The sequence below is a fragment of the Shewanella litorisediminis genome (genome assembly GCF_016834455.1).
Classification (GTDB): domain Bacteria; phylum Pseudomonadota; class Gammaproteobacteria; order Enterobacterales; family Shewanellaceae; genus Shewanella; species Shewanella litorisediminis.
In genome coordinates, this window is the sequence record NZ_CP069213.1 from 1,187,774 (window position 1) to 1,209,735 (window position 21,962).

At 55.6% G+C, this 21,962-nt stretch carries 23 protein-coding genes; 13 read left to right on the forward strand and 10 right to left on the reverse strand.

The features are described from left to right. The first annotated feature begins 175 nt into the window (after positions 1-175). Positions 176-1,825 (forward strand): diguanylate cyclase, encoded by a 1,650-nt coding sequence (locus tag JQC75_RS05260; protein ID WP_203326406.1) that lies wholly within the window; start codon positions 176-178, stop codon positions 1,823-1,825. Positions 1,826-2,103: 278 nt separating this feature from the next. Here JQC75_RS05260 and JQC75_RS05265 read toward each other — a convergent pair whose 3' ends face one another. The 4 genes from JQC75_RS05265 to JQC75_RS05280 all read right to left on the reverse strand — a co-directional run bounded on the left by JQC75_RS05265 (position 2,104) and on the right by JQC75_RS05280 (position 5,299). Continuing rightward, complete coding sequence (locus tag JQC75_RS05265; protein ID WP_011759201.1) at positions 2,104-2,265, reverse strand: hypothetical protein; 162 nt, start codon at positions 2,263-2,265, stop codon at positions 2,104-2,106. A 251-nt stretch (positions 2,266-2,516) separates the two neighbouring features. Next, the gene (locus JQC75_RS05270) at positions 2,517-3,893 is read right to left on the reverse strand and encodes an RsmB/NOP family class I SAM-dependent RNA methyltransferase (RefSeq protein ID WP_203326407.1); all 1,377 of its coding nucleotides are present in this window, start codon (positions 3,891-3,893) and stop codon (positions 2,517-2,519) included. Between the two features lie 96 nt (positions 3,894-3,989). Then, entirely contained in the window at positions 3,990-4,658 is a 669-nt protein-coding gene (locus JQC75_RS05275) for a glutathione S-transferase family protein (RefSeq protein WP_203326408.1), read from the reverse strand. A gap of 11 nt (positions 4,659-4,669) precedes the next feature. Then, positions 4,670-5,299, reverse strand: coding sequence for a glutathione S-transferase family protein (locus JQC75_RS05280; RefSeq protein WP_203326409.1), 630 nt, complete (start codon positions 5,297-5,299; stop codon positions 4,670-4,672). Between the two features lie 162 nt (positions 5,300-5,461). Between JQC75_RS05280 and JQC75_RS05285 the strand changes: the two genes are divergently transcribed. Further along, on the forward strand, positions 5,462-5,986 hold the full coding sequence (locus JQC75_RS05285; RefSeq protein WP_338055109.1) for a TetR/AcrR family transcriptional regulator: 525 nt from the start codon (positions 5,462-5,464) through the stop codon (positions 5,984-5,986). Between the two features lie 31 nt (positions 5,987-6,017). On the opposite strand, the gene JQC75_RS05290 is transcribed toward JQC75_RS05285, so the two are convergent. Then, positions 6,018-6,689, reverse strand: coding sequence for a DUF2461 domain-containing protein (locus tag JQC75_RS05290; protein WP_203326411.1), 672 nt, complete (start codon positions 6,687-6,689; stop codon positions 6,018-6,020). 100 nt (positions 6,690-6,789) lie between these two features. Here JQC75_RS05290 and JQC75_RS05295 point away from each other — a divergent pair, with 100 nt between their 5' ends. The 4 genes from JQC75_RS05295 to JQC75_RS05310 all read left to right on the forward strand — a co-directional run bounded on the left by JQC75_RS05295 (position 6,790) and on the right by JQC75_RS05310 (position 10,073). After that, positions 6,790-7,356: a PhnA domain-containing protein gene (locus JQC75_RS05295; RefSeq protein ID WP_203326412.1), complete on the forward strand. Its 567-nt coding sequence runs from the start codon at positions 6,790-6,792 to the stop codon at positions 7,354-7,356. A 260-nt stretch (positions 7,357-7,616) separates the two neighbouring features. Continuing rightward, positions 7,617-8,630 carry a succinylglutamate desuccinylase/aspartoacylase family protein gene (locus JQC75_RS05300; protein ID WP_203326413.1) on the forward strand — a complete coding sequence of 338 codons (1,014 nt, stop codon included), beginning with the start codon at positions 7,617-7,619 and terminating at the stop codon, positions 8,628-8,630. Between the two features lie 9 nt (positions 8,631-8,639). Then, the gene (locus JQC75_RS05305; protein WP_203326414.1) at positions 8,640-9,248 is read left to right on the forward strand and encodes a fumarylacetoacetate hydrolase family protein; all 609 of its coding nucleotides are present in this window, start codon (positions 8,640-8,642) and stop codon (positions 9,246-9,248) included. A 228-nt stretch (positions 9,249-9,476) separates the two neighbouring features. Beyond that, entirely contained in the window at positions 9,477-10,073 is a 597-nt protein-coding gene (locus tag JQC75_RS05310; protein WP_203326415.1) for a substrate-binding periplasmic protein, read from the forward strand. A gap of 2 nt (positions 10,074-10,075) precedes the next feature. Here the strand turns inward: JQC75_RS05310 and JQC75_RS05315 are convergent, their stop codons facing one another. Further along, a complete protein-coding gene (locus JQC75_RS05315) occupies positions 10,076-10,618 on the reverse strand; it encodes a DUF333 domain-containing protein (protein WP_203326416.1) in 543 nt (180 codons plus the stop codon). Positions 10,619-10,869: 251 nt separating this feature from the next. On the opposite strand from JQC75_RS05315, the gene JQC75_RS05320 reads away from it, so the two are divergent. Continuing rightward, positions 10,870-11,478 carry a hypothetical protein gene (locus JQC75_RS05320; protein ID WP_203326417.1) on the forward strand — a complete coding sequence of 203 codons (609 nt, stop codon included), beginning with the start codon at positions 10,870-10,872 and terminating at the stop codon, positions 11,476-11,478. A 3-nt stretch (positions 11,479-11,481) separates the two neighbouring features. Here the strand turns inward: JQC75_RS05320 and JQC75_RS05325 are convergent, their stop codons facing one another. After that, the gene (locus tag JQC75_RS05325) at positions 11,482-11,766 is read right to left on the reverse strand and encodes a hypothetical protein (protein WP_239002085.1); all 285 of its coding nucleotides are present in this window, start codon (positions 11,764-11,766) and stop codon (positions 11,482-11,484) included. Positions 11,767-11,870: 104 nt separating this feature from the next. On the opposite strand from JQC75_RS05325, the gene JQC75_RS05330 reads away from it, so the two are divergent. From JQC75_RS05330 to JQC75_RS05340, 3 genes are all read left to right on the forward strand, one after another. Then, positions 11,871-12,548 carry a hypothetical protein gene (locus JQC75_RS05330; protein ID WP_203326418.1) on the forward strand — a complete coding sequence of 226 codons (678 nt, stop codon included), beginning with the start codon at positions 11,871-11,873 and terminating at the stop codon, positions 12,546-12,548. A gap of 93 nt (positions 12,549-12,641) precedes the next feature. Then, the gene (locus JQC75_RS05335) at positions 12,642-13,532 is read left to right on the forward strand and encodes a DMT family transporter (protein WP_203326419.1); all 891 of its coding nucleotides are present in this window, start codon (positions 12,642-12,644) and stop codon (positions 13,530-13,532) included. Next, a complete protein-coding gene (locus JQC75_RS05340) occupies positions 13,532-13,942 on the forward strand; it encodes a GNAT family N-acetyltransferase (RefSeq protein ID WP_203326420.1) in 411 nt (136 codons plus the stop codon). Before JQC75_RS05335 ends, JQC75_RS05340 begins: the two co-directional genes overlap by 1 nt. A 65-nt stretch (positions 13,943-14,007) precedes the next feature. Here the strand turns inward: JQC75_RS05340 and JQC75_RS05345 are convergent, their stop codons facing one another. Then, positions 14,008-15,192, reverse strand: a complete 1,185-nt coding sequence (locus JQC75_RS05345) for an alginate export family protein (RefSeq protein ID WP_203326421.1) — start codon at positions 15,190-15,192, stop codon at positions 14,008-14,010. A gap of 318 nt (positions 15,193-15,510) precedes the next feature. Between JQC75_RS05345 and JQC75_RS05350 the strand changes: the two genes are divergently transcribed. Then, positions 15,511-17,100 (forward strand): M28 family metallopeptidase, encoded by a 1,590-nt coding sequence (locus JQC75_RS05350; RefSeq protein ID WP_203326422.1) that lies wholly within the window; start codon positions 15,511-15,513, stop codon positions 17,098-17,100. Between the two features lie 62 nt (positions 17,101-17,162). Here the strand turns inward: JQC75_RS05350 and JQC75_RS05355 are convergent, their stop codons facing one another. Continuing rightward, positions 17,163-17,618, reverse strand: a complete 456-nt coding sequence (locus JQC75_RS05355; protein ID WP_203326423.1) for a GNAT family N-acetyltransferase — start codon at positions 17,616-17,618, stop codon at positions 17,163-17,165. A 348-nt stretch (positions 17,619-17,966) separates the two neighbouring features. Here JQC75_RS05355 and JQC75_RS05360 point away from each other — a divergent pair, with 348 nt between their 5' ends. Then, positions 17,967-18,602, forward strand: coding sequence for a histidine phosphatase family protein (locus tag JQC75_RS05360; RefSeq protein ID WP_203326424.1), 636 nt, complete (start codon positions 17,967-17,969; stop codon positions 18,600-18,602). Positions 18,603-18,877: 275 nt separating this feature from the next. Next, a complete protein-coding gene (locus JQC75_RS05365; protein WP_203326425.1) occupies positions 18,878-19,432 on the forward strand; it encodes a YfaZ family outer membrane protein in 555 nt (184 codons plus the stop codon). Between the two features lie 143 nt (positions 19,433-19,575). On the opposite strand, the gene JQC75_RS05370 is transcribed toward JQC75_RS05365, so the two are convergent. Continuing rightward, complete coding sequence (locus JQC75_RS05370) at positions 19,576-21,606, reverse strand: glycoside hydrolase family 97 protein (protein ID WP_203326426.1); 2,031 nt, start codon at positions 21,604-21,606, stop codon at positions 19,576-19,578. Positions 21,607-21,962 lie beyond the last annotated feature (356 nt).

The following is a 21,962-nucleotide window of genomic DNA, read 5'->3' on the forward strand; positions in this document are numbered from 1 at the left end:
ACACATAAGCCGTCTTGCTGAAAATTAGCAGCTACAATTGAAAAAATGTGTTTGTAGCAATAAAGTTGCAGCCTGCTGCCTAACCAGACCCACAGGTTTCCCCTGTTATCCGGGAACAAAAACATATGGGCCTCTGGCAGCCCCGTCTGAGCAACCGAGAATCTCAACAGAAACCATGGCTCGAATACTCGCAGCGATACTGGGCATTGCCTTGCTTCTTCCCCTGATATGGTCAGTCAAGGTCAATGCGGCGGTGGCTCTGGATGATCCCTACCAATTCGTGGCCCCGGCCGATGATGTGCTGCCAACGTCCTTTGAAGATGTGCCCGACTGGCTTGATAAACACAAAGACATCAAAAGACTCCCCTTAAGCGGCGGCCGCTACTATCTGGTGGTGCCCTTTATGGTGAATGAAAACCGCAGCGATTGGGTGGTCAACCTGCATAACTCCATCGCCGAAAAAGTGGATTATCTGGTGCTGGGGCGCGATGGCAGTCGTCAGCTGGCGAGCAGTGGCTATTATGCGCCCTACCAGTATCTTTTCGATTACGGCCGTAATGTCACCCTGAGATACGGGGTGGAATATTGGCTGCTGGTAAGGGTTGAATCCCGCTATTTCTCCTCCTTTCCCAAGCTCGAAATCAACCCGGTTACCGAGCATCGGCAACTGACCGACAGGCTGGCGGTGGCCGTGCTGCTCTGCCTGGGAGGATTGCTGTTTATTGCCTTCTACAATTTGCTGATTTACGGCTCCACCAAAGACAAGGCATTTCTGTACTACGGGCTTTACGTCATTGTGTATCTGCTTGGCTGGGCCTTTACCTTCCATATCCCTGCCCAGCTTCTGGATATTCATCTGATTGGCTTGCATCACGTGTTTTTTATCGGACTACCGATTTTCAATATTCTGTTCTACAAACACTTTTTACAGCTCCCCAGCTACTCACCCCGCTTGTGGCGTCTCAGTCAGTACCTGCTTTGGGCCTGTGTACTTGCCCTGCCCACCAGTTGGCTGTTGATTTCCCATACTGCCATCATAGCGTCTGTCTTGATTGGTGCCTGGATAGTGCTGGCAATCGTGGCGGGTAATGTGTGCCTGATGAAGGGCTTCTCACCGGCACGCTATTTCATCATGGCCTTCAGTTGCCTGTTACTGCCGGCGATGCTGATTTTGCCCGGGAACATGGGGCTGACCGCAGATATCTTTGAATACGCTGAGTTTGCCACCCTGGCGGGTGGCACAGCCGATGCACTGCTGCTTTCTTTGGCGCTGGCCAACAAACTCAAGCTGCTCTCTGAAGAGCGTAAGGCCTATATCGAAGAGCTGAGCTCCGCCTGGGAGAAGGCCCGGGTCGACAGCCTTACGCAAATCGGTAACCGTTATGCCTTCGATGAATATCTGCAAACCTGTAATGGGTTTGGTGAGACGGTAACAAAACCCACCGCCTTGGTGTTGCTGGATGTGGATGGCATTAAAAAAGTGAACGATACCCAGGGCCATCAGGTCGGTGACGAATTGCTCAGGACCCTGGTGCAGGAGCTTAAGTCCCTGGACATCCCCAAACTCAAACTCTTTCGGGTTGGGGGTGATGAGTTTGCGCTCTTTTTGGATGGGTCATTCTTGTCTCTGGTCACCGACAAACTGGAGAACATAGAAACCCTCTTTGCCCGGCAGGGCTTTACCGATGCGGGGGTGAGCTTTGGTTATGCCCTCGACAGCGAGGTGCAAAAATCCCACGAATGGTTAAGGGCGGCTGACACCAGCATGTACACCCTCAAATCGGGTAAAAGGCGCGAGCTGGCCGTCGATGCCATGGAGGCGTAAGGCCCTGGTTGTGGCGACAGCCTGCTGTTGAACATCTGCTTTGAGTACCCCCATACGATAAAAAATGCGGCCAGAAGGCCGCATTTTTTATCGCTTGCAAAGAGGCTTGGAAGTCTCTTTCGTTCTGGGAACCCCGGGAGTACCGCAAATCGCTTTTGCGCGGTGCATGCCCGCCACGGTCGCGGCTTTCATCCTGGTTTGATAACCACTACTACCGGGCGGCGGGCAAGAAAAAGGCAAGCCAATCGGCTTGCCTGAGAAGATTCGGTTTGGGAGCTTCAGCGCCACTTGCTTTGGAGATATTCCACCTCGGCATTTTCGTCAAAGTAGCGACGCTTGGTATCGCGTCTGCGTTGTTTGACCCGCTTGTTCTTTTGCTTCCCTTTGACGTTATCGCCCCATGGCGAGTCTTCGTCTTCAAATTCGTAGGAGTGTGACATGACCTTTTCCAGCTGAACACATGTGCCACTCTGGCACAGGATCTTTTTACCCAATGGTCATGACAAGCTAAAGCGAAAAATTTATTGCTTGAGGGTGAAAATATTTGCCCGTAACCCATTTGGTTGAACAGGCTTAATTGAGGCTTAAAACTTTGGTGGGATTGAGGCCAGCAGAACCCTGTAATCCCTGATGCACAAGGCAATCCGCATCAGGGAAACCGGCCAGTGGCAAGGGTTCATCAAAAACGTGACTAACGGCGCTTGAACCGCGCCACAAACATGCCGTCAGCATTGGCCTGTTGAGGCCACAGGGTCAACATGGCGCTCTTTGCAGCAGCGCTGTGTTCTCCGCTGAAAGGATGTCTGACGGCATCGGGTTCAAAATCAGGATGTGCGGCCAAAAAATCCTCTGCCACGGCATCGTTCTCGGCGCGGGCCAGAGAGCAGGTGGCATATATCAGTACGCCGCCGCTGCGTACCGCGGCACTGGCGCGGCGCAAAATATCCAGCTGCAGTGCAGGTTTATCCATAATGGCAGCAGCATCATCAATCCAGCGCATATCTGGATTACGGCGCCAGGTGCCGGTGCAGGAGCAGGGCGCATCCACGAGCACCCCATCAAAATAGTCCGCCTTCACCGGCAGCTTGTCACTGCGCCAGGGGCTGATTTGAATCGGCGAAAACCCCGCTTTATCGGCGCGGCGCAGCAGCTCTTCCAGCGCTTTGGGGCGAATATCCGAGGCCACGAGTTCACCCACGCCGCCACGCTTTTGCATCAGCGAAAAGAGCTGCAGGCTCTTACCACCTGCGCCAGCGCAGGCATCCCACCAACGCTCACCTGCCTTGGGGGCGGCGACTTCGCCAATGGCCTGTGAGGCCAAATCCTGCACCTCCAGCTTGCCTGACTTGTAGGCAGTTATCCCATCGAGGTTGATGCTTTGACTGGCAAGCTCGATGGCATCATCAAACCTGTCACTTGGGATGGCGGCAATCTCATCGGCCTGAAGCTGTTTTAATACCTGATCGCGGGTCTCGCCCTGGGCGCGGGTCCACAAGGGCGGGCGGCGGCACAGGGCATCGATAAAGGCGAGCTTCTCCGCTTCTGGCACTATGATGTGCTCCCAGGCCCAATCGGGCACCAGGTTCGACGGAGTAAATTCACCGCCTGCAAACTGGCTCTTGAGTGCGGCGCAAATGGCGTTCAGGCTTTCAGGCGTATCGCCAAAGGCGGGAATATCCAACTGAGTAAGGCCTGACTGTGTGAGCCAGCCACCGCGAATATCCTGCCAGGGGTGGTTCTCAATGGCTGCCACCAGGCTTAATTGAGTAAACCAGTGCTGGCTCTGCACTCCGCCCAGGCCAGAGGAAAAGCCCAAGCCGCTCACATGGACGCCATCGGCTGCTGGCAGGTTTTTCAGCCAGCCCCACCATCGGAACAGGCCAAACAGAGTTTCGCGGATAAGCTTTCTGTCTTTGGAGCCGTGCTTTTTATGTTCGCGGAAATAGTTGGCCAGCACCCGATCGGCGCCTTCGCGCTTGTCAAAAATATGCGAAACCAGCTGATGCAAAGTGTTGGCATAACTGATGGCGCGGCGCTCGGCCGACGAGAGAGGTGCTGGATGTGACATGGGCTTGCCTGCATAAAAAAACCGGCGCCGATTGTAGCAGATGCGCCGCGAGGGCGCATCTGGGAAGGCTGAAACCCAACTGCCGGGATTGGCCTCTCAGCGGGTGACCATCCTGGCGATGTCTTTGGCGCGCTCTTCTGACGATTTCTCGCTTGGTGGCGGCACCGCAAGGCCTTTGGCCACGGCTGGCCGGGCGGCGATACGCTCAAGCCAGTGTTGCAGCGCTTCCAAACCGCTGATGTCGATGCCGCTCCAGTCATAAATCCGCACCCAAGGGAAGGTGGCGATATCGGCAATGCTGTACTCGTCACCGGCTAGATACGCGTGCTTTTCAAGCTGGGTATTCATCACCTCAAACAGGCGGCGACCTTCCTTTTGGTAACGCTCAATGGCGGCCGGGATCTTTTCCGGAAAATAGCGATAAAACACGTTCGCCTGACCCATCATGGGGCCGACGCCGCCCATCTGGAACATCAGCCACTGGATAACCTGCGATCGCGCCTTGGGCTCGGTCGGCAGCAGCTTGCCGGTTTTCTCGGCCAGATACAGCAGAATGGCGCCCGACTCAAACACCGCAAAGTCATCGTTATCGGTATCCACAATCGCCGGAATACGGCCGTTGGTATTGATGGCCAGAAACTCAGGCTTTTTTTGCTCAAGGGTCATGAGATCGAGGGCATGCACCCGATACTCAAGCCCCAGCTCTTCAAGGGCGATGGAAATTTTATGGCCGTTGGGGGTGGCGGCAGTATAAAGCTCAATCATGGTGTGCTCCTTTATTGCTGGCTTGCCAGCAGGGCGGCCACGGCGGGGCGCGCGGCAATGGCGGCGTGCCAGCGGCGGATGTTGGGCATGGCGTCGGTCAGTTCAATCTCAAGGCGCGGCAAAAAGCCTATCAGCACAAAACCTGTGATATCGGCGATGCTGAAGCGGTCGATGGCAACAAAGTCTCGCCCTTGAAGGCGTGCTTCCAGGGTGGGCAGAAATTCGATTAACCGTTCACGGGACTCAGCGCCCCAGGCTTCGACAAAGCGCTCTCGGTCTTTGAAAAAGCCGGTGAGATTACGAAATGCCTGAAACGCGACCATCAGGCCGTTCAGTTCCAGCACCCGGTTCCACATTTCCACCTGCGCCTGCTCCAGCGGGCTGTTGCCAAACAGGCTCTGATCCCTTGGGTGCAGGGCATCGAAGTAGCGGCAAATGGCGACAGACTCACAGATGTGGGTACCGTCATCGAGTTCCAGCACTGGAATACGGCCATTGACACTTTTACGTTTGAATTCAGGTGTCAGGTTGTCGCCGCCACGTAAGTCCAGCTGCTCTCTTGGCACCTCAATGCCGAGTTCTGCCAGGAAAATGCCCACACGGCGGGCGCTGGGGGTGGGGGCAAGCTCGAGGATTCTCATAAGGTCTCTCTTTATCTGAACGATCGGTTAGGATAGAATCTACTGCATAACTGAACGAACGGTCAATAATTAGATCCCAAGTTCATATTCACTTTTGCGACGAGATATTCCCCGATGGCGAGAAGCTGTAATTTTTGCAAGGAGGAGAAGCTGGAGCAGGCCATGAACCTGTTCTGGCAAAAAGGCTATGAGGGGACCTCGGTGGCCGATCTGGTCAAGCACCTGGGGATTAACCGCTTCAGCCTTTACAACAGCTTTGGCGATAAGCTGACCCTGTATCGCGATGCGCTGCGTCGTTACCTCTACACCCGCGGCCTGACCGGACTGGGGCCTCTGCAAGCCGATGATGCCGATATGGACGCGTTGGTAAATCTGGTTGAGGAGTTTGCCGCCAAGCAAAAAGATCAGCAGTTTGGCTGTTTTATGCAAAACGCGCTGCTGGAGCGCTGTGTGGAAGACGAAGAGGTGAAGCGTCTGGGCAACGAACTTTTTCAGGGGCTGGAGCAGGCGTTTTGCAAGGTGATAGCACGTTATCAGTCAAAGGAGCGTGCCGCCGGGTTGGCGGCCTTTCTGGTGATGCAGCTTCAGGGCATTCGGGTGCTGGGTAAGTCCGGACAGTTTGAAATGCTTGATGCCGCCATGGTGGTGCTCAGGGGCGAAATTCAGCGCTGGAAAACGCCCGTCTGATGTGGCCATATTCGGCTTAATCGGCAGTGCTTCAGTAATCCAACTCCAGTGCAAAGCACAGGTAGCGCATCAGCTGCTGGCAGTGTTCAAACCCGGCCGTGAGTCTTGAGGCAAAGTCGGGCCGCAGTATTTCTTCATTGGTTAAGGGTTTGACTGCTATAAAGTCTTTGCGCTTGAGTTCGTCAATTAATGGATGGCCCTTGTCAAACCCCCGTGGCGGTCGCGACAGACTGCCTCCATCCATGGCAAAGCCGCCGTCAGTCAGCGCCTTGAGCGCTTTTTGATAGGCGGCTGGGTTTTCGTCGATACAGCTTCGAATGGCATTGAGCGTCTTGGGCTCGGGGTGCCAAATACCGGCGCCCACAAAACAGCCGTCGTTCGCGATATGCAGATAAAGCCCCGGCGCATGCACATCTTTCCCCTGAAAATGCCGAAACTGAATGCCCACATTGGTCTTGTAAGGGCGTTTATCGTGGCCAAAACGGGTATCACGCTGGGGGCGCATCAGGCTGCCACCCACCTTCCTGGCTACTGCCGTGAGCCTGGGCGACAGGGCTGCTATGCCCGGTGCGGCGGCTTCGATTAACTTAAGGGCGGGGGAGCGCACCTGATCTTCATAGGTTTGCTGATTGGCCTTGAACCAGTAGCGCTCGTTATGGGCTTCGAGGGCAGCAAGAAAGTCAAAGGTCGCTTGGCTGAACATGATTTCCTCCATGAACCTGGCACGCTTTGTGGGGAAGAACACTGACGGCGAGTAAGGTTTTTGATAGAATCCGTGGTTTTGGTAAAAGTGACAGATCAAGATGACCTATGCAATCAGCCGTGCCTGCGGCAAATGTGAACTCTGCAGCGCAGAGACAGAACTTTCTCTCTTTGAAGTGCCTGCCAGTGGCGACCGCACTGACAACGATATCGCCCTATGCGGTATCTGTCAGGCACAAATCGCCGACACTGCCTCGCTGGATGTTAACCACTGGCGTTGCCTGAACGAAAGCATGTGGAGCACTGTGCCTGCCGTGCAGGTGATGGCCGCCCGTATGCTCAAAGAACTTTCCAGCGAAACCTGGGCTCAGGATCTGCTGGATATGATGTATCTGGATGAAGACACCCAGGCCTGGGTCGACGCCGCCAACGCCGAAGCTGCGCTGGATGCCGATGCCGCCCCCACACTGGACAGCAACGGCGCTCAGCTCGCCGCCGGCGATACCGTGGTGATCATCAAAGATCTTAACGTCAAGGGCACCAGTTTTGTGGCCAAGCGTGGCACCGCCGTGCGTAACATCGCGCTCACCAACAATCCCGAGCATATCGAAGGCCGGGTAAATGGTACCCGCATCGTTATCTTAAGCTGCTACGTGAAAAAGTCCTGATATCAGGAGCCACATTCATTTTGCATAAGAAAAGGCTGCCACAGGGCGGCCTTTTTTATGGTGAATACCGGGTAAATCATGCTGTTGTTTTCTGAAATTCAGTGAGGGGTGCCGCTGCCTGGGGCAGGTCGCAATCCATCACTCAAAGCACCCCTTGTTATCCAAACCATTCACACAGGGGGAAGAGCCATTGGGTTCGCCCTGCTTCCTTTGCTAATTGCCTGAGTTACAATGGCTAAAAATGCCAGCAGGAAGCTATGATGGCCAAAAAACGTGAACCCTTCGAACTCGGCGGCACTCTGGTGACCGCCGGAACCCAAGCCACGGTGCGTCTGCCGGTGGCACGACTCTACAACGATACGCCGGTCGACCTTCAGGTCGAGGTGTTTCATGGCAACAAGGCAGGCCCCGAGCTCTTGGTCTGTGCCGCTATCCATGGTGATGAGCTCAACGGCATAGAAATTTGTCGCCGTCTGCAGGGGCGTATCAATCCCAAGGCTCTCAGCGGTACCGTGCTCATGGTGCCCGTGGTCAACGTGTTTGGTTTTATTCAAAAGTCCCGTTATTTGCCCGACAGGCGCGATCTTAACCGCTGTTTCCCCGGCTCAGAGAAGGGGGCGCTCACCAGTCGTCTGGCTCACCTGGTCACCCGGGAACTGGTTTCCCGTGCAACCCATATTCTTGATTTGCACACAGGTGCCATTCACCGGGATAACCTGCCGCAAATCCGCTGCAATACCGATGATGAGGTGCTGATGGGCATGGCAAGGGCTTTTGGTGCGCCCCTGATTATGCACAGCGATGCCAAGGGCAACTCGCTGCGTGGATATGCCGCAAAAGCCGGTGTGCCCTGTATTTTGTACGAAGCAGGAGAAGCGCTGCGATTCTCTGATGCGGCCATTCGTACGGGTCTTAAGGGGGCTGTTAACCTCCTGCGCCACCTGGGCATGCAAAAGGGCAGGTTATCCCGTGGGGGTACCGATGTGGCGGCGGCCCGCAGTTACTGGATACGCTCCGAGGCCGATGGTCTGGTGCTGCAAAAAGTAAAATTGGGGCAGCGGGTCAACAAGGGCAATATTCTGGCCTACCTTGCCAGCCCCCACAGTCAGGACACCTTGCCCATCCGCTCCCCCAGCGACGGCATAGTGATTGGCATCACCAATATCCCGGTCACCAATGAAGGTGAAGGGCTCTACCACATAGCCCAGTTTGCCGGCGACGAAATTGAAATCGTTAACGAGCAACTGGATGAATTTTTGATGGAATACGCCTAAGGAGCGAAGATGAAGCAGGTGTTTTTATCGGGCCGGGCCGTGTCGCCGTCCAAGGTGGTTTGTATTGGCCGCAACTACGTTGCCCATGCAGAAGAGCTCGACAACGAAGTACCCACCGAGCCCGTTGTCTTTGTTAAGCCCGCCAGCGCCATAGGCAATGTGCTGCACAGTACACAGGGTGAGGTGCTCCACTATGAAGCTGAGATTTGCTTTATGGTGGCCGGTGGTCAATTGGTGGCGGCCGGTGTGGGCCTGGATTTAACCAAAAGGGCGACCCAAAACCGCCTCAAAGCCAAAGGTTTGCCCTGGGAGCGAGCCAAAGCCTTCGATGGCTCGGCGCTGTTTGGCGAGTTTGTGCCTTGCTCGAGCAGTGAGGGCCTGAGCCTGGTGTTCAGCTGCGACGGTGTTGTGCTTCAGCAGGGAGGCTGCGAGTTGATGTTGTTTTCACCGGAACAGCTGATTGAAGAGGTGGAGTCTTTTATGACGCTGGAAGATGGCGACATCCTGATGACGGGAACCCCGGCAGGTGTTGGACCATTACAGGCGGGCGGACACTACCGCGCCGAGCTTCGCCGGGGGGATGTGCTGCTGACCAGTGTGAGTTGGACGGCCCACTGAGCCCACATCCTGCAAGCTGTCAGTCAATTGCGACTTGGGCCGCGCCCTAAAATACGTAATACTTTCGATTAGGTTACTCTTTGGGGCTGCCATGGCCAGGATTATTCTGTTACTGACATCATTCGTGTACGCCGCCTGCGCCTCGGCGGGGCAGTTGCGCGCCTGTGTCGATGAATTCCGCCTTATCAAAGCCTTACTCCCGAGCCTCATGGCGATAACATTGCCGCCTTGAGGCTGCTGGCCAAGCTTATCAACCATGAGCTGGTGTTCTTGCCCAGTCCCAACTTTGCCCGTTGCCAACGTATGTTGGATACCGGGGATGCCGATATCGTGGCCGGGGTTATTGCCAGCCCAGAGCGGCAGCAGCGATGGATCCTGCTGCCTTACCGCCAGGACAGCCGCTATCTCTTTTTAACCAGGCCCGGCGGCGTGAGTGTGGCCCGCTATGAAGATTTGCTGGGGCACAGTATCGCGGTAAGTCGTAACACCATGTATTTTGATGACTTTGATAATGACAGCCGCTTGAAAAAAGAAGTGGTCGGCGACCTGGTTACCGGGGTGAGAATGTTGCTGGCAGACAGGGTTGACGTGGTGATAGCCCCCGAAAATGCCCTGCCATCCCTCGCCCGGGAATTTTCAAATTTTGCCCAGGCCGTGCAGGTATCCGAGTATGGTTATCAGGAAGATAGGGTGATCCAGTTTGCCTTAAGCCGCTTCCATCGCCTGGATATCGATGAGCAAAGGTTGCGGCGGGTGATAGTCGAGGCCTTTGAGCAATCTTTGTTTGAGTCGGCGCTGCAGGCGATGCCCTCCAGCGCCCAGTAAGATCACTGTGCCTTGTGGTGGGTCCGAAACAAATCCCAGGCGTTCATTGTGGTGCCATCGGCAAGCTGACACATTCCCGCCTCGCCACCGTCTTGCGGCTCGATAAAGTATTTACCACCGATCTTTTCGCAATATTCAGCAGCGGGGTTGGGCATGGACAGTGGCTCTGTAATGACAGGGCTTCCGGAGTCGGCATTGGCTGAGTCTGACACGGCTTTCGCGTGGGCGCGGTATAAGGCCCAGGCATCCACTACCTTGCCGTTAGCCAGATGACATTCACTTTTCTCTCCATCGCTTTCGGTCGCGAGCATGTAGCGTCCGCCCATGTTTACGCAAAATTCAGCCGCCGGATTGGCAAGGGCGACGGCATCTGCCTCTTTGACCTCGGATGACTCGTCTGCGGCAGCCTTGGTATTTTCTGAAGCCTTTGGGGCATTCTTGCTGACTGCAGCCTCATCGCCTGGCTTTACCTGGGCATTATCACAGCCCACCATGGCGGCACTACAGATTAACAGGGCAAGCAGGCTGGTGTAGGGCTTTGGCATCTTAACTCCTTGATGAAATTTACTTATGGTTGCAACTGCTGAAGGTAAACTCTAACCAGAATAGGGGGCCTTGCGATGCTATGCCAGTCACAGAGCGACTGATTTACGCGGGAATTTGGACTGTATCCCCGGGGCGGCTTCCCGGAAGAGGGCGTTTCACAAAACCCTGACACCGGATAGGTATTCGCCGGGCGCTCATGCTATGGTATCTAATAATCTCAAACACTTGCTTAACTTATTGGAGATATGCAATGAGACTCGTCTTCAGCGCGCTGCTGACCGCAGCCCTCTCCATCGGCCTTCTGGGCTGTCAGAGTACAGAGCCCCCAAAAGACATCAGCCCGGAGCAGGCCGATCCTGTGATGTTAAGGCTCTTTTCCATTAAAACCCTGGCAGGTTTTACGCTGAAGGTGCCCGAGAGCGAGGCCAGCGCCCGGCTCTCCACCTTCATTGAAGCACCTCTCCCCTGGGTGACGGGTGATTACACCGACGGCCCGGTACGCGGGCAGGTATTGCTTGGATACCGGGATTTGCAAATGACCAATGCCAGACTGGCAGGTGCACAGCTGATGTTGGCGCCCTTTGTGGTAACAAACCAGGGGTCAGGCAGTTTTTGGTATTTGGGATTGTTCGGACTCAAGGCCGAAAGTGGCACAGTGTCGCACCTCAGTTCGGTGTTCCTCGGTGACAGAATCGAGCTTCGGGGGATAAGTGTGTCGGCTGGCCAATATCTGCCCCTGACGGTGACCACCGAGCTTCTGGTACGGGATGCCAATCAGGCAATGGCCGAGACCCCCGGTTTATTGGATCTGCGCCGGTTTGAGATAAGCCCTCAGGGGCAATTGGTATCGCTGGACTGAGGACTACTCCACCTCAAGCTCAATATCGGTACAGCCTTTGGGGCAGCGGATATGGCCCAGGAGGTGAGTTTCCCCGGCACCCGGCAAGCTGGCAACAAGGGGCTTGCCGCAGTGGCGGCAGGGGACAGTTTTACCGGCGAACAAGTCTTTGATGAGTCGCTTCTGGGCGTTAAAAGATTGGCTGCTGGACTTATTGATAGTGCTGAAATCGGTCATGGCATACAGGTTGTGTTTGTACTGCCGGCCATTATAGCCACAAGGGCATGGCTGTGACAGTCTGTTGGCCAAAACCCGGGGCCTTGAAGTTGTGACAGGCAACAGACGCTCGCACGGCCGCTAATGGCTGATCACTTGGTCAAGTGCCGCTAATTCAAAATATCAGGGAGGAATTGATGATGAAACACATCACCGGACCCGCTTATTCAACCGTTGTTATGGGAACTGCTCTTGGCCTGCTGCTGACAATCGGCTCCCTGGCATCCGCCATGTCAGACACTTCCATGCCGGAACCGACAGTAGTTCCAGAAACCGCCATCAGCACCCAGGTGCAAACCTCCGTGGCTCCACAAGAAGCGGTTTTGCCTCAAGAAGATGTACAACCCACTGACCCCCAGAGCCTTCAGGGCTTAAGCGATACAGCCAAAAGCGCTGAAACCACAGGCGATGATATCAAGGCCAGCGATGCTCAATCAGGTGACGTTCAATCAGATGACGCTCAGGCGCTGATTGGCAGCTGGGAGCTGGTTTCCGGCCGCTATCTGGATGGGGAGGGGCGCTGGGTGTCCTATAACACACTCGGGCTGGTTGCCATCAAGGTCATTTCTGCCAGCCACTTCAGTTTTACCACCATGAAAACGGTCAAAAACAAACAGGAATTTTGGGCGGCCGGCGCGGGCGAGTATCGCCTTAACGGGCAAAGCTACACCGAATACCCGAGTCTGAATTCCTTTCAGGTGCCCCATGGTCAAGGCTTTAGCTTTGACTATGAATTGAAAGGAAATCAGTGGCATACCAAAAGATTTGAAGAGGGAGTCCTCAAAGAAGAAGAGGTTTGGCAGAGGCTCGACTGAAACGGCTTCTTCCCGTCATCCCCCGGACCATCCCTTTACAGTATTTCAGCCCCCCCCTAAACTGGCTGCGCATTCGTTGGGGGAGAATCCATCATGTCCTTGGGGGCTTGGTTAAAACTGTTGTTGCTGTCTGCTATTTGGGGCGCGTCATTTTTATTTATCCGCATTGGTGTGACTGAGCTTGGGCCCGCCTGGCTGATGTTTTTACGGGTCACCTTTGCCGCCTTGTTTTTGCTCGGCGGCGCCATCTATCTGAAAAAAGCGCTCATCGGCAGCGCGCCACTCAAACACTTCATCATATTGGGCGGTATCAATACGGCACTGCCCTTTTTGCTCTACGGGTTTGCTGCCACCGAACTTGCGGCTTCTCTGATGTCGGTGCTCAATGCCACCGCGCCCTTGTGGAGTTCCCTGCTGCTTGCCATCTGGTACAGAACCATGCCCAGAGGCGCCGCCTTGGTTGGGCTTATCACAGGTTTTTGTGGTGTGGTGCTGCTGGCAGGGGTGGAGAGTTTGTCGCTTTCCACCGAGGGGCTCTGGGCGTTGGCCGCGGGGCTTGGCGCCGCTGTCTGTTACGCCTTTGCCAGTATCTACACCAAGGCATCCAATCATGGCAATGCCTACAGCAATGCTCACGGCTGCATGTGGGCCGCCAGCGCCTGGTTACTGCCTGCCTTGCTGTTTACGGCGCCGCCTGCGGCCATGCCGTCCTGGAACGTATTGTCGGCAGTGGTGACCCTGGGGGTACTGTGCAGCGGCGTCGCTTATCTTCTGTATTTCAGATTGATAGATGAAGTAGGCGCCACCTCGGCATTAACCGTCACCTTCCTTATTCCGGTATTCGGCATTTTGTGGGGGGCCCTGTTCCTGGGCGAACATATTGGCTGGCACACCCTTGTTGGTACCGGCATCATATTGCTTGGCACCGCTATCAGCACAGGCAGTTTACCGCGGCTGCGCCGCTTTGCCGGGGAGCGGGTCTGATGTCATTTATCGCAGATGAAACACCGGCCTTTGCCGAGGCCGTAAAAAATAAGATTGCCGCCTTCAATGCCGGGCACTGGGATGCCAGCCAGCGTCGGCCCATTGGCTTTAAGCAGTTGCACGCCAATTGTGAGCTTGCCGCCGGTATCGCCGGGCGCACCTTTGGTAATTGGTGCCTGATTGATAACTTTTGGGTGTGCGACAGCCTGCGTGGGCAAGGCATTGGCAGCGCCATGCTGAAAACCGCTGAGGATGAAGCCCGCGCACGTGGCTGCCGCTGGCTGTTGCTGGATACCCTGGAGTTTCAGGCGCCGGCGTTTTATCGCGGCCGTGGTTACCGTGAGGTGTGGTGCCAGCAGGATTACCCCTTTGATGGTGGCAAGCGCTGGTATCTGGTCAAAACGCTGTGACAGCTTAGCCTGTCCTCAAAAAGAAAGCCGCCCGAGGGCGGCTTTGTGTTATGCAAGCTTAAGCATCAATACTTGGCTTCGAAGGTCAGCCACAGCTTGTCGGCGTCGCTGCTGAAGGCATAGCCTGCATCGGCACCGGAGAAGCTGGCATACTTGGCGCCTACGCTGTAGTGCTTGGCGAAGGGGTAGGTCACGCTCACGCCCCATTCGTCGCCCATATCTATGCTGCCTGCATCAGACTCGAACTGATGGTAAACCGCCAGCAGTTTCACACCGGCAACGGCGCCGCCGACGCTGAAGTACAGGTCCTGGATACCCTTATCCCAGTTACCGGCACCGCCGAACAGGAACTTATCGGTCCAGCCCTGGAAGGCGTGCAGGGTGGCCAGTGGGGTGATAAAGCCGGCATTGCCATTGTCTGAACCCAGCACTTCGTAGCCGAGTTTGAAGTCAACACCGCTGAAACCCAGAGAGGCTTCGGCCAGCTGGTAGTCGGCATCGTAAGAAACCGTATTGTTGCCGCCATCACTCTGCTTGGCATATTCCAGCGCGTAACCCAGCTTCAGGCTGCCCACATCGCCCTTACCGGCCAGGCGAACGCCATAGGTGTCCGTGGAGAAGCGGGCCAGATTCTGGTTGTCGATAAGATAGGCATAACCCGAGATATCGGCCCAGTTGTTGGCCTTGTAGTTGAGGTTCAGCAGGTGGGTTTCGTTCTTGTGATCAGCCTTGCCGGAGGCTTCGCTGAAAATACGGTTTACATTGTTGATGTAAGCGTAGAAGGCGGTCAGGTTAGTCACGGCCTTGGTTTGCACCGAGAAGGCATCATAGGTCTGCTCGTTCTGGCGGAAGCCTACGCCACCCACAAAACGCTGGTTATCCAAAATGATGCGCTGGCGGCCATATTTGAGCACTGTGTCGCCCGGGGCCTTGTAGCCGATAAATGCCTGGTTGATTTCGGTGTATTCATAATCGGAAATCCAGGGTTCTTCGTCGGTAGCGCGCACATCATCCACTTCGGCCAGGGCAAAGAAATTGGACAGAGCGCCGGTTTCATAAGTCAGGCGGGTACGCAGAGAGGTTAAATCCTGGGTATCGGAAAGTTGGTCGACTTGTTCAAAACGGGCACGGAACTGAAGATTCACCTTGGCGTCTTCAACCAAAGCCTTGCTAACCGGATCGGCAGCGGCAACGTTGGACAGGCTGAGCAGGGCAGTGGAAACGGCTAACGCGGCTGTGCTGAATTTCATGATGTCATCCTCGGGACTTTGATTGTTATCATTTGGGTGTTTCCTGTATGCGCGCATGTTATTGGCTTGTTCGGTGTGCGGTTTTTGATCTGGCACAAGTTTTCCCTGAAGTTAGGCTTTGTTGACTAAAAGTGTGAATTAGATCAATGGGTTATACCTATATAGTCGTACCTCTAAATGGGTATTTTGGCGGTGTCATTCGATAAGCTTTGGCATGTCCGTGCGAGGGTTTTGAGTACGGTATGCGGCAATAAGCGCGTTGCAATGTCCCGGGTGCGTCTTACAATGGCTGCTTGCAGTCAATAAGAAGGATACCCCGTGAACCTGACCTTCCGCCTGTTTTTGGGCCTTGGGCTGTGCCTGTCTGCCCAGGCCTTTGCCGCCCCCCTCACCTTTGATGAAAACGCGTTTCGCGAAGATGTGAAAACCCTTGCCAGCGACCCCTTTGGCGGCCGTGCGCCCCTATCAGAAGGCGAGCAAAAGACCCTCGATTACCTCACACAGGCCTTTAAGTCGATGGGCCTTAAAGGGGCATTCAATGGGGAATATCTGCAGCCTGTGCCCATGGCGAAAATCACTGCCGATCAGAGCATGGTGCTTAAGGTTGGCGAGCTCAGCTTTACCCCGGGCGAGGATTTCACCGCCCGTACCCAGAGGGTAGTACCCAGGGTCGAGCTCAGTGGCAGCGACATGGTGTTCGTGGGGTATGGCATCAATGCCCCCGAATACGGCTGGAATGATTACGCCGGCGTGGAGGTGCGCGGCAAAACCGTGGTGCTTTTGGTAAACGACCCGGGCTTTGCCACCCAGGACCCCAGGGTCTTTAAAGGCAACGCCATGACCTACTATGGCCGCTGGACCTACAAGTATGAAGAAGCGGCCCGTCAGGGCGCCGAAGCCGTGTTTATCGTTCACGAAGATGCCCCGGCCGCCTATGGTTGGGGGGTGGTGAAAAACTCCAACACCAATACCAAGTTCACCCTGGTCGATGACAACAATAACCAAAGTCAGGTGGGGGTAATGGGCTGGCTGCAATATGCGGCGGCCAAACAGATCCTTGCCGCCTCGGGTCAGGATATTGAAGCGCTGAAAGCGGCCGCCATGGCGCCGGGCTTTAAAGCCGTGCCTTTGACCGTGAAGGCCGATTTAACCCTGAATAACCATATCGAGCGCGCCGAGTCCCATAACGTGGCTGCCATACTGCCCGGCAACAAGAATGCCGATGAAGCCGTGGTAATGCACGCCCATTGGGATCACCTTGGCCAAATCGAGGAAGAGGGCAAAACCATTATCCTCAATGGCGCCGTGGATAACGCCACCGGCGTGGCCGGGGTGCTGGCGCTGGCAAGGCACTACGCTGCCTTGCCAGAGGATAAAAAGCCCGGCCGCAGCATTATTTTCTCGGCCTTTACCGCCGAAGAAACCGGGCTGATTGGCGCCCAGTATTTTGCCGAAAATCCGCCGCTGCCCACCGCCAAGCTGGTGGCCTTTTTGAACATTGATGGCATGAATGTGGGTGAGGGCGTGGATTACATACTGCGCTACGGCGAAGGGGTATCTGAGCTGGAAGCCATGCTGCAGGACGCCGCCAAGGCCCAGGGCAGGCAGGTGAAGCCTGACCCCCGTCCGCAAAACGGCCTGATGTTCCGCTCAGACCACTTTGCCCTTGCCAAGGAGGGCGTGCCTGGGCTCTTGTTTATGAGCCTTGGCGATACCGACCCTGACTACATTGCCCACAAGTACCACAAGGGTGCCGACGATTACTCCCCCGACTGGCCACTGGGTGGCGTGAAGCAGGACCTTGTGCTGATGGAACACATCCTCTCGCGCCTTGCCAACGGCAACGACTGGCCCAAGTGGCTGGAAGCGTCTGATTTCAAAAAACGCCGCGCCAAAGATGGCCGCTAGGCTGATTGAACTTACTTAACCATGAAAAAGCCCGCCAGCGCGGGCTTTTTTCTATCTGAGATTCACAGCGCCTTGGTCATAAACAGGCTGTGGGGATCTTCGCGGTAATGGCCAAAGGGGGCGCACTGCTCAAAGCCGTGGGCCAGGTACAGGCGCTGGGCCGGCAGAAAGTAATCGGCGGTGCCGGTTTCCAGATACAGGCGTTTAAAGCCGAGGCGGCGACTCTCGTTTTCCAGATGCATCAGCATGGCGTGGCCAAAGCCGCGACCGCGCAGTGCTCGGGTGGCTCGCATGGATTTGATTTCGCCGCTGTGAAAATCCACCTGCTTCACGGCGCCGCAGGCGGCGAGGGTATTGCCCTGCCACAGGGTATAAAAACGGATATCACGTTGCTTGAGACGGGCCAGATCCAGCGCGTGTACGCTGTCTGCGGGGGAGTTGTCGTACATGTCTTCCAGATGCTCGAGCAGCAATCTGGCGACCGCCGGGTGGCTTAAATCATCAAGCTTGATATTCATCCCTAATACTCCTGAATAATGACATCCGCTTAGGCAAAGCAAAGCCCATGCCTGAATTCAGTAGTTTGATATGCATGGCTTTTTTGGTTTAAGGTCGCGCGGATAAGCACCGCTAACGGGAGTCATGCCTCTTTTTGGTGCAGCACGCCTGCTTCCTTCTGGCGTCTGCCCGGGTGTATAGGGTGCTGCGTTTCATCTTTGCACCGTCTGTGCGCCAACTTTGCTCAGGGCCTCACCCTGGCCGACGGCATTGGCCCTGTGGGGACAGAAATGACCCAAAATCCGGTTTTTGTTCCGCTGGACCGATTCGGTTAACTTTTGCAGCAGTTGATGCAGCAGGAGCCGACCATGAGCAGACGATTTTTTGTATTAAGGCACGGGGAAACCCATTTTAACGTCGAGCAGAAATTGCAGGGCCACTGTAACTCGCCGCTGACGCCAAAGGGCAGGGCCCAGGCTCAGGCGGTGGGCGCTGCGCTGAAAACCTATCTGGGGCCAGAGTTTCATCTCTATGCCAGCTCCCTTGGCCGCGCGGTGCAAACCGCCGAGATTGTGTGCCGGGCGCTGGGTAACGCCGATATCCCCATAGTCAAAGAGCCCCGCTTGATGGAGTTCTCCCTGGGACTGTGGGAGCAAAGAACCGTGCCCAGCATCAGGAGTCAGCACCCCGAGCTTGACGGGGCAGGGGACTGGTACCTGCACGCCCCCGAGGCCGAAAGCTTTGATGAGGTGAGGAATCGGCTTGCCAGTTGGCTGGAGCAGTTGCCGCCACAGGGTGACATAGTGGTGGTCAGCCATGCCCTTACCGGCATAGTGCTGCGGGGCATGCTGCTGGATTTAAGCTACGAAGACTGCTGGCGTCAGGACCTGCCCCAGGATGCCTTTTTTATCATTGAAGATGGCAAGGTGACCCGCATCGACTGCACAGTTGATGTTGAGCAGGTTGCTGAGCGGAATGCTGAGCAGGATGTGGCCGTGGCCTGATCTTCAGGGACACAGTTTTAGGGGCACAGTTTTAGGGGCACAGTTTCAGGGGCACAGTTTTCGGGGGCCGCGCCTCCGGCTGCGGGGATGCCCATTTTGCGAACGCCCTGTTAACTCCGGGGTTAATTAGCTGAATTTGAAATGTAATATCTTGTTTATAAAAGATTAAATAGGGCATTCATTCATCTTTTGTTAAGGATGTCGCCGCCACACTTGGGCCAAACCCGTCGCGCCATGGCTGCGCCCGGGTATTTCCCAAGGCAAAGGAGACATCCATGACCCTGAAACGTACTTTTTCAATCGCCACCCCTTTATTGCTGAGCCTCGGCGTGCTTTCCAGCGCCGCCCACGCCATCGATATGGGTGTGGAGCTGAATGACGATCGCGCCTCTGTATCCTTTGGCGGTCAGCTTACCCCCAGCGCCAGACTCGAAGGCGAATACCTGTATGTGGACGGTGATAATCACCTGCTGCAGAGTGCGCTGCTGTTCAGCCACAGCGCCGGTCCGCACCGGTTTGAATTTGGCCCCATGGCCTCGCGGGTATGGCTGGATAACAGCCCCAATGGCAGCATGCTGTCCCTGGGGGGCAAGTATCAACTCGCCCTGGGCAATGGCCTGTCACTCAAGGCCACCGGCTTTGTCAGCCCCTCGGTGCTGAGCTTTTCCGGTGTCGATGGCCACTATCAGTGGAGCACCGCGGTGGGTTACGAGCTGAACCCGAACCTCGGCTTTGAGGCGGGCTATCGCCAAATCCGTATCCAGTACGATGACCACAGAAACCGTGACCTGGAAGACGGCTTTTATGTGGGGGCGAGCTTCCGCTTTTAATGGCGGACTTAACACTTTAATAAAAAACGCCGCAGGGATTGCCTGTGGCGTTTTTGTTTTGAGCTAACCGCCCTTTGCTAGCTAACCGACCTTGGCTAACTAACAGCCCGTCGCTTTAAAGGCCCGGGCTTGGTGCAAATGGCTCACAGCGCTTTTAAGCGTACCGCTGCGCCGCCACCTTCGGCCAGTCGCAGGGTGAGGGTATCGCCCTTACGTACCTTGAGCTTTTTGATGTCAATCTCGTAGGGGCGCCATTTCCATTCGGCGTCTTTGCCGTCCTGATAAATTTGCGCCTCAAAGGTTTTGCCGGGCTCGAGGAAATCCAGCTTCACGGTCACATCCCGAGCCTCCTCGTCGGTCACGGCGCCCAGGTACCAGTCGTTGCCGCTGTACTGGCGCGCCTTGCGCTCTTTACGGGCCATCACCACAAAGTCGCCCACCTCACCATCGAGGGCAACGCTCTGCTCCCAGTCGGTGGGTACGTCCTTGATAAACTGAAAGGCGTCGGGGCGCTTTAAGTAATTTTCCGGCAGGTCGGCCGCCATCTGAATAGGGCTGTAGAGCACCACATACAGGGCCAGCTGCTTGGCGAGGGTGCTTTGGGGGCGGTTGGTGTTGTCACCAAGGCCGTTAAAGCCCATGTCGAAGATGCCCGGGGTAAAGTCCATGGGGCCTGCCAGCATGCGGGTGAACGACAGCATGGCTACGTGCTCGGGAGGGTTTGGCGGATTGCCCCAGGCATTGTATTCCTGACCACGGGCACCCTCCCGGGCGAGCCAGTTGGGGTAGGTGCGGCGCAGCCCCGTGTCCTTGATGGGCTCGTGGGTATTAATGCTTATCTGGTATTTGGCGGCGGTTTTCACGTTATCCAGGTATTCGCCCACCATAAATTGGCCATCGTGCCACTCGAAGCGCTCGAGGCCGTTTTCATCGATGCGCTTGATGTTACCGCCATCGGCCACGTAGCCGGTTTTTACCTGGGCAACGCCCATCTTCTGGTACAGGCCGAAGGCGCCATCCCACTGTTTGCGGTAGTTGCTCACGCTGCCGGAGGTTTCGTGGTGGCCTATGAGTCTGGCGCCCACCTCGCGGCCATAATCGGCAATGGCCTTGATATCAAAATCGGCAAAGGGCTCAGTAAAGCTGAACAGATCGCCATTGTGGAACCAGTCGCCGTCCCAGCCGATATTCCAGCCTTCTACCAGCACCCCATCAAAGCCATTGTCGGCGGCAAAGCGCAGGTATTTTTTGGTTTCATCTGTGGTGGCGCCATGCTTGCTGCCGCTGCCCCAGGTGTTTTGGTTAATGTGCATGCCCCACCAAATACCCACGTATTTACCGGGCTCGACCCAGGAGACATCCCCAAGCTGGTTGGGCTCGTTGAGATTGAGAATAAGGTGGGAGTTAATCAGCCCTGTGGCATTGGGCGCGATTTGCAGCGTGCGCCAGGGGGTGTTGAATATGCCGTTGGTTTTAACTGCCACCCCATCTGACCAGGGGGTCAGCTCAGAGACAAAGGTGCCGGGGCGGCGCTGATTCAGGGTCATGGCGGCGTAATCCACCAGGGCCGCCTCGTGGATGGCAATGTGCACCCCATCCTTGTTTTTAAAGGTAAAAGGCGTTTGCACCAGGGCGGCATCGGTAAGCTTACTGTGCTGATATAGATACTCGTAGCGGTTCCAGCCACGGCCGGGGATCCACCAGGCTTCGGCCTTGTCGGCCTTCTCAACGGCAAATTCGGTGAGCTCGCGGCCGATGTTCAGTGGTGTATCCGCATTCACCTCGTAGCGAAAGCCCACGCCGTCGTTAAAGGCGCGAAAGCGTACCTTGTAGCCTTGTTTGCTGTCTGGGTGGGTAAAGCTCACCACAAGCTCGTTGTGCTTATCTTCAATGATGCGGGCCTCGCCCCAGGGCTGCTCCCAGCTGCTGTCCACCGTGGCCCTTTGGCTGTCTGTGATATCAAAACCGCCGCGGAAGTTGGCGGCATTGGTGAAGTCAAACCCCAGTTTGGATGCGCCAATCACAGGCTTACCCTGAAACAGCACGGCATAGTGGGGGGCGTTATCGTCGCTGACCTTAACTTCAATCTCGCCATTGGGGGACTTGAGGCTTAAGGTTTTGGCCTGCAATGGCAGGCTGGCGGCCATGGCCAACAGCAGCAGTGAATAGCGCATTCATCATTCCTTGTAAGGTGTCTTTTTTATTTGTGACCACCTTAGCGAAGGCTTGCGCCGGGGGACATAAGCTGCATACGTATTCAGGGGGGCAAGCGGGCGTGCGCTTGTTCTTATTCACAATTCAGGCGTTAACGTGGCATATGCAACCCTTGGCCGTCAGCTGTTCAGAAGTGTTAAAACAGGTCAAATCCCCGAGAAAATTTTTATCTCGTCATGAATTTCGGGGGGAATATCAGAGTAGATTCGGGCAAAGATTTGCAACCAAACGTCTTTCAATCAAAAATATACCCTTGATGTGATACCACTGCTAAGTTATCTAAATAGAAAGATAATTTTTTACCCCTTGGTACCCC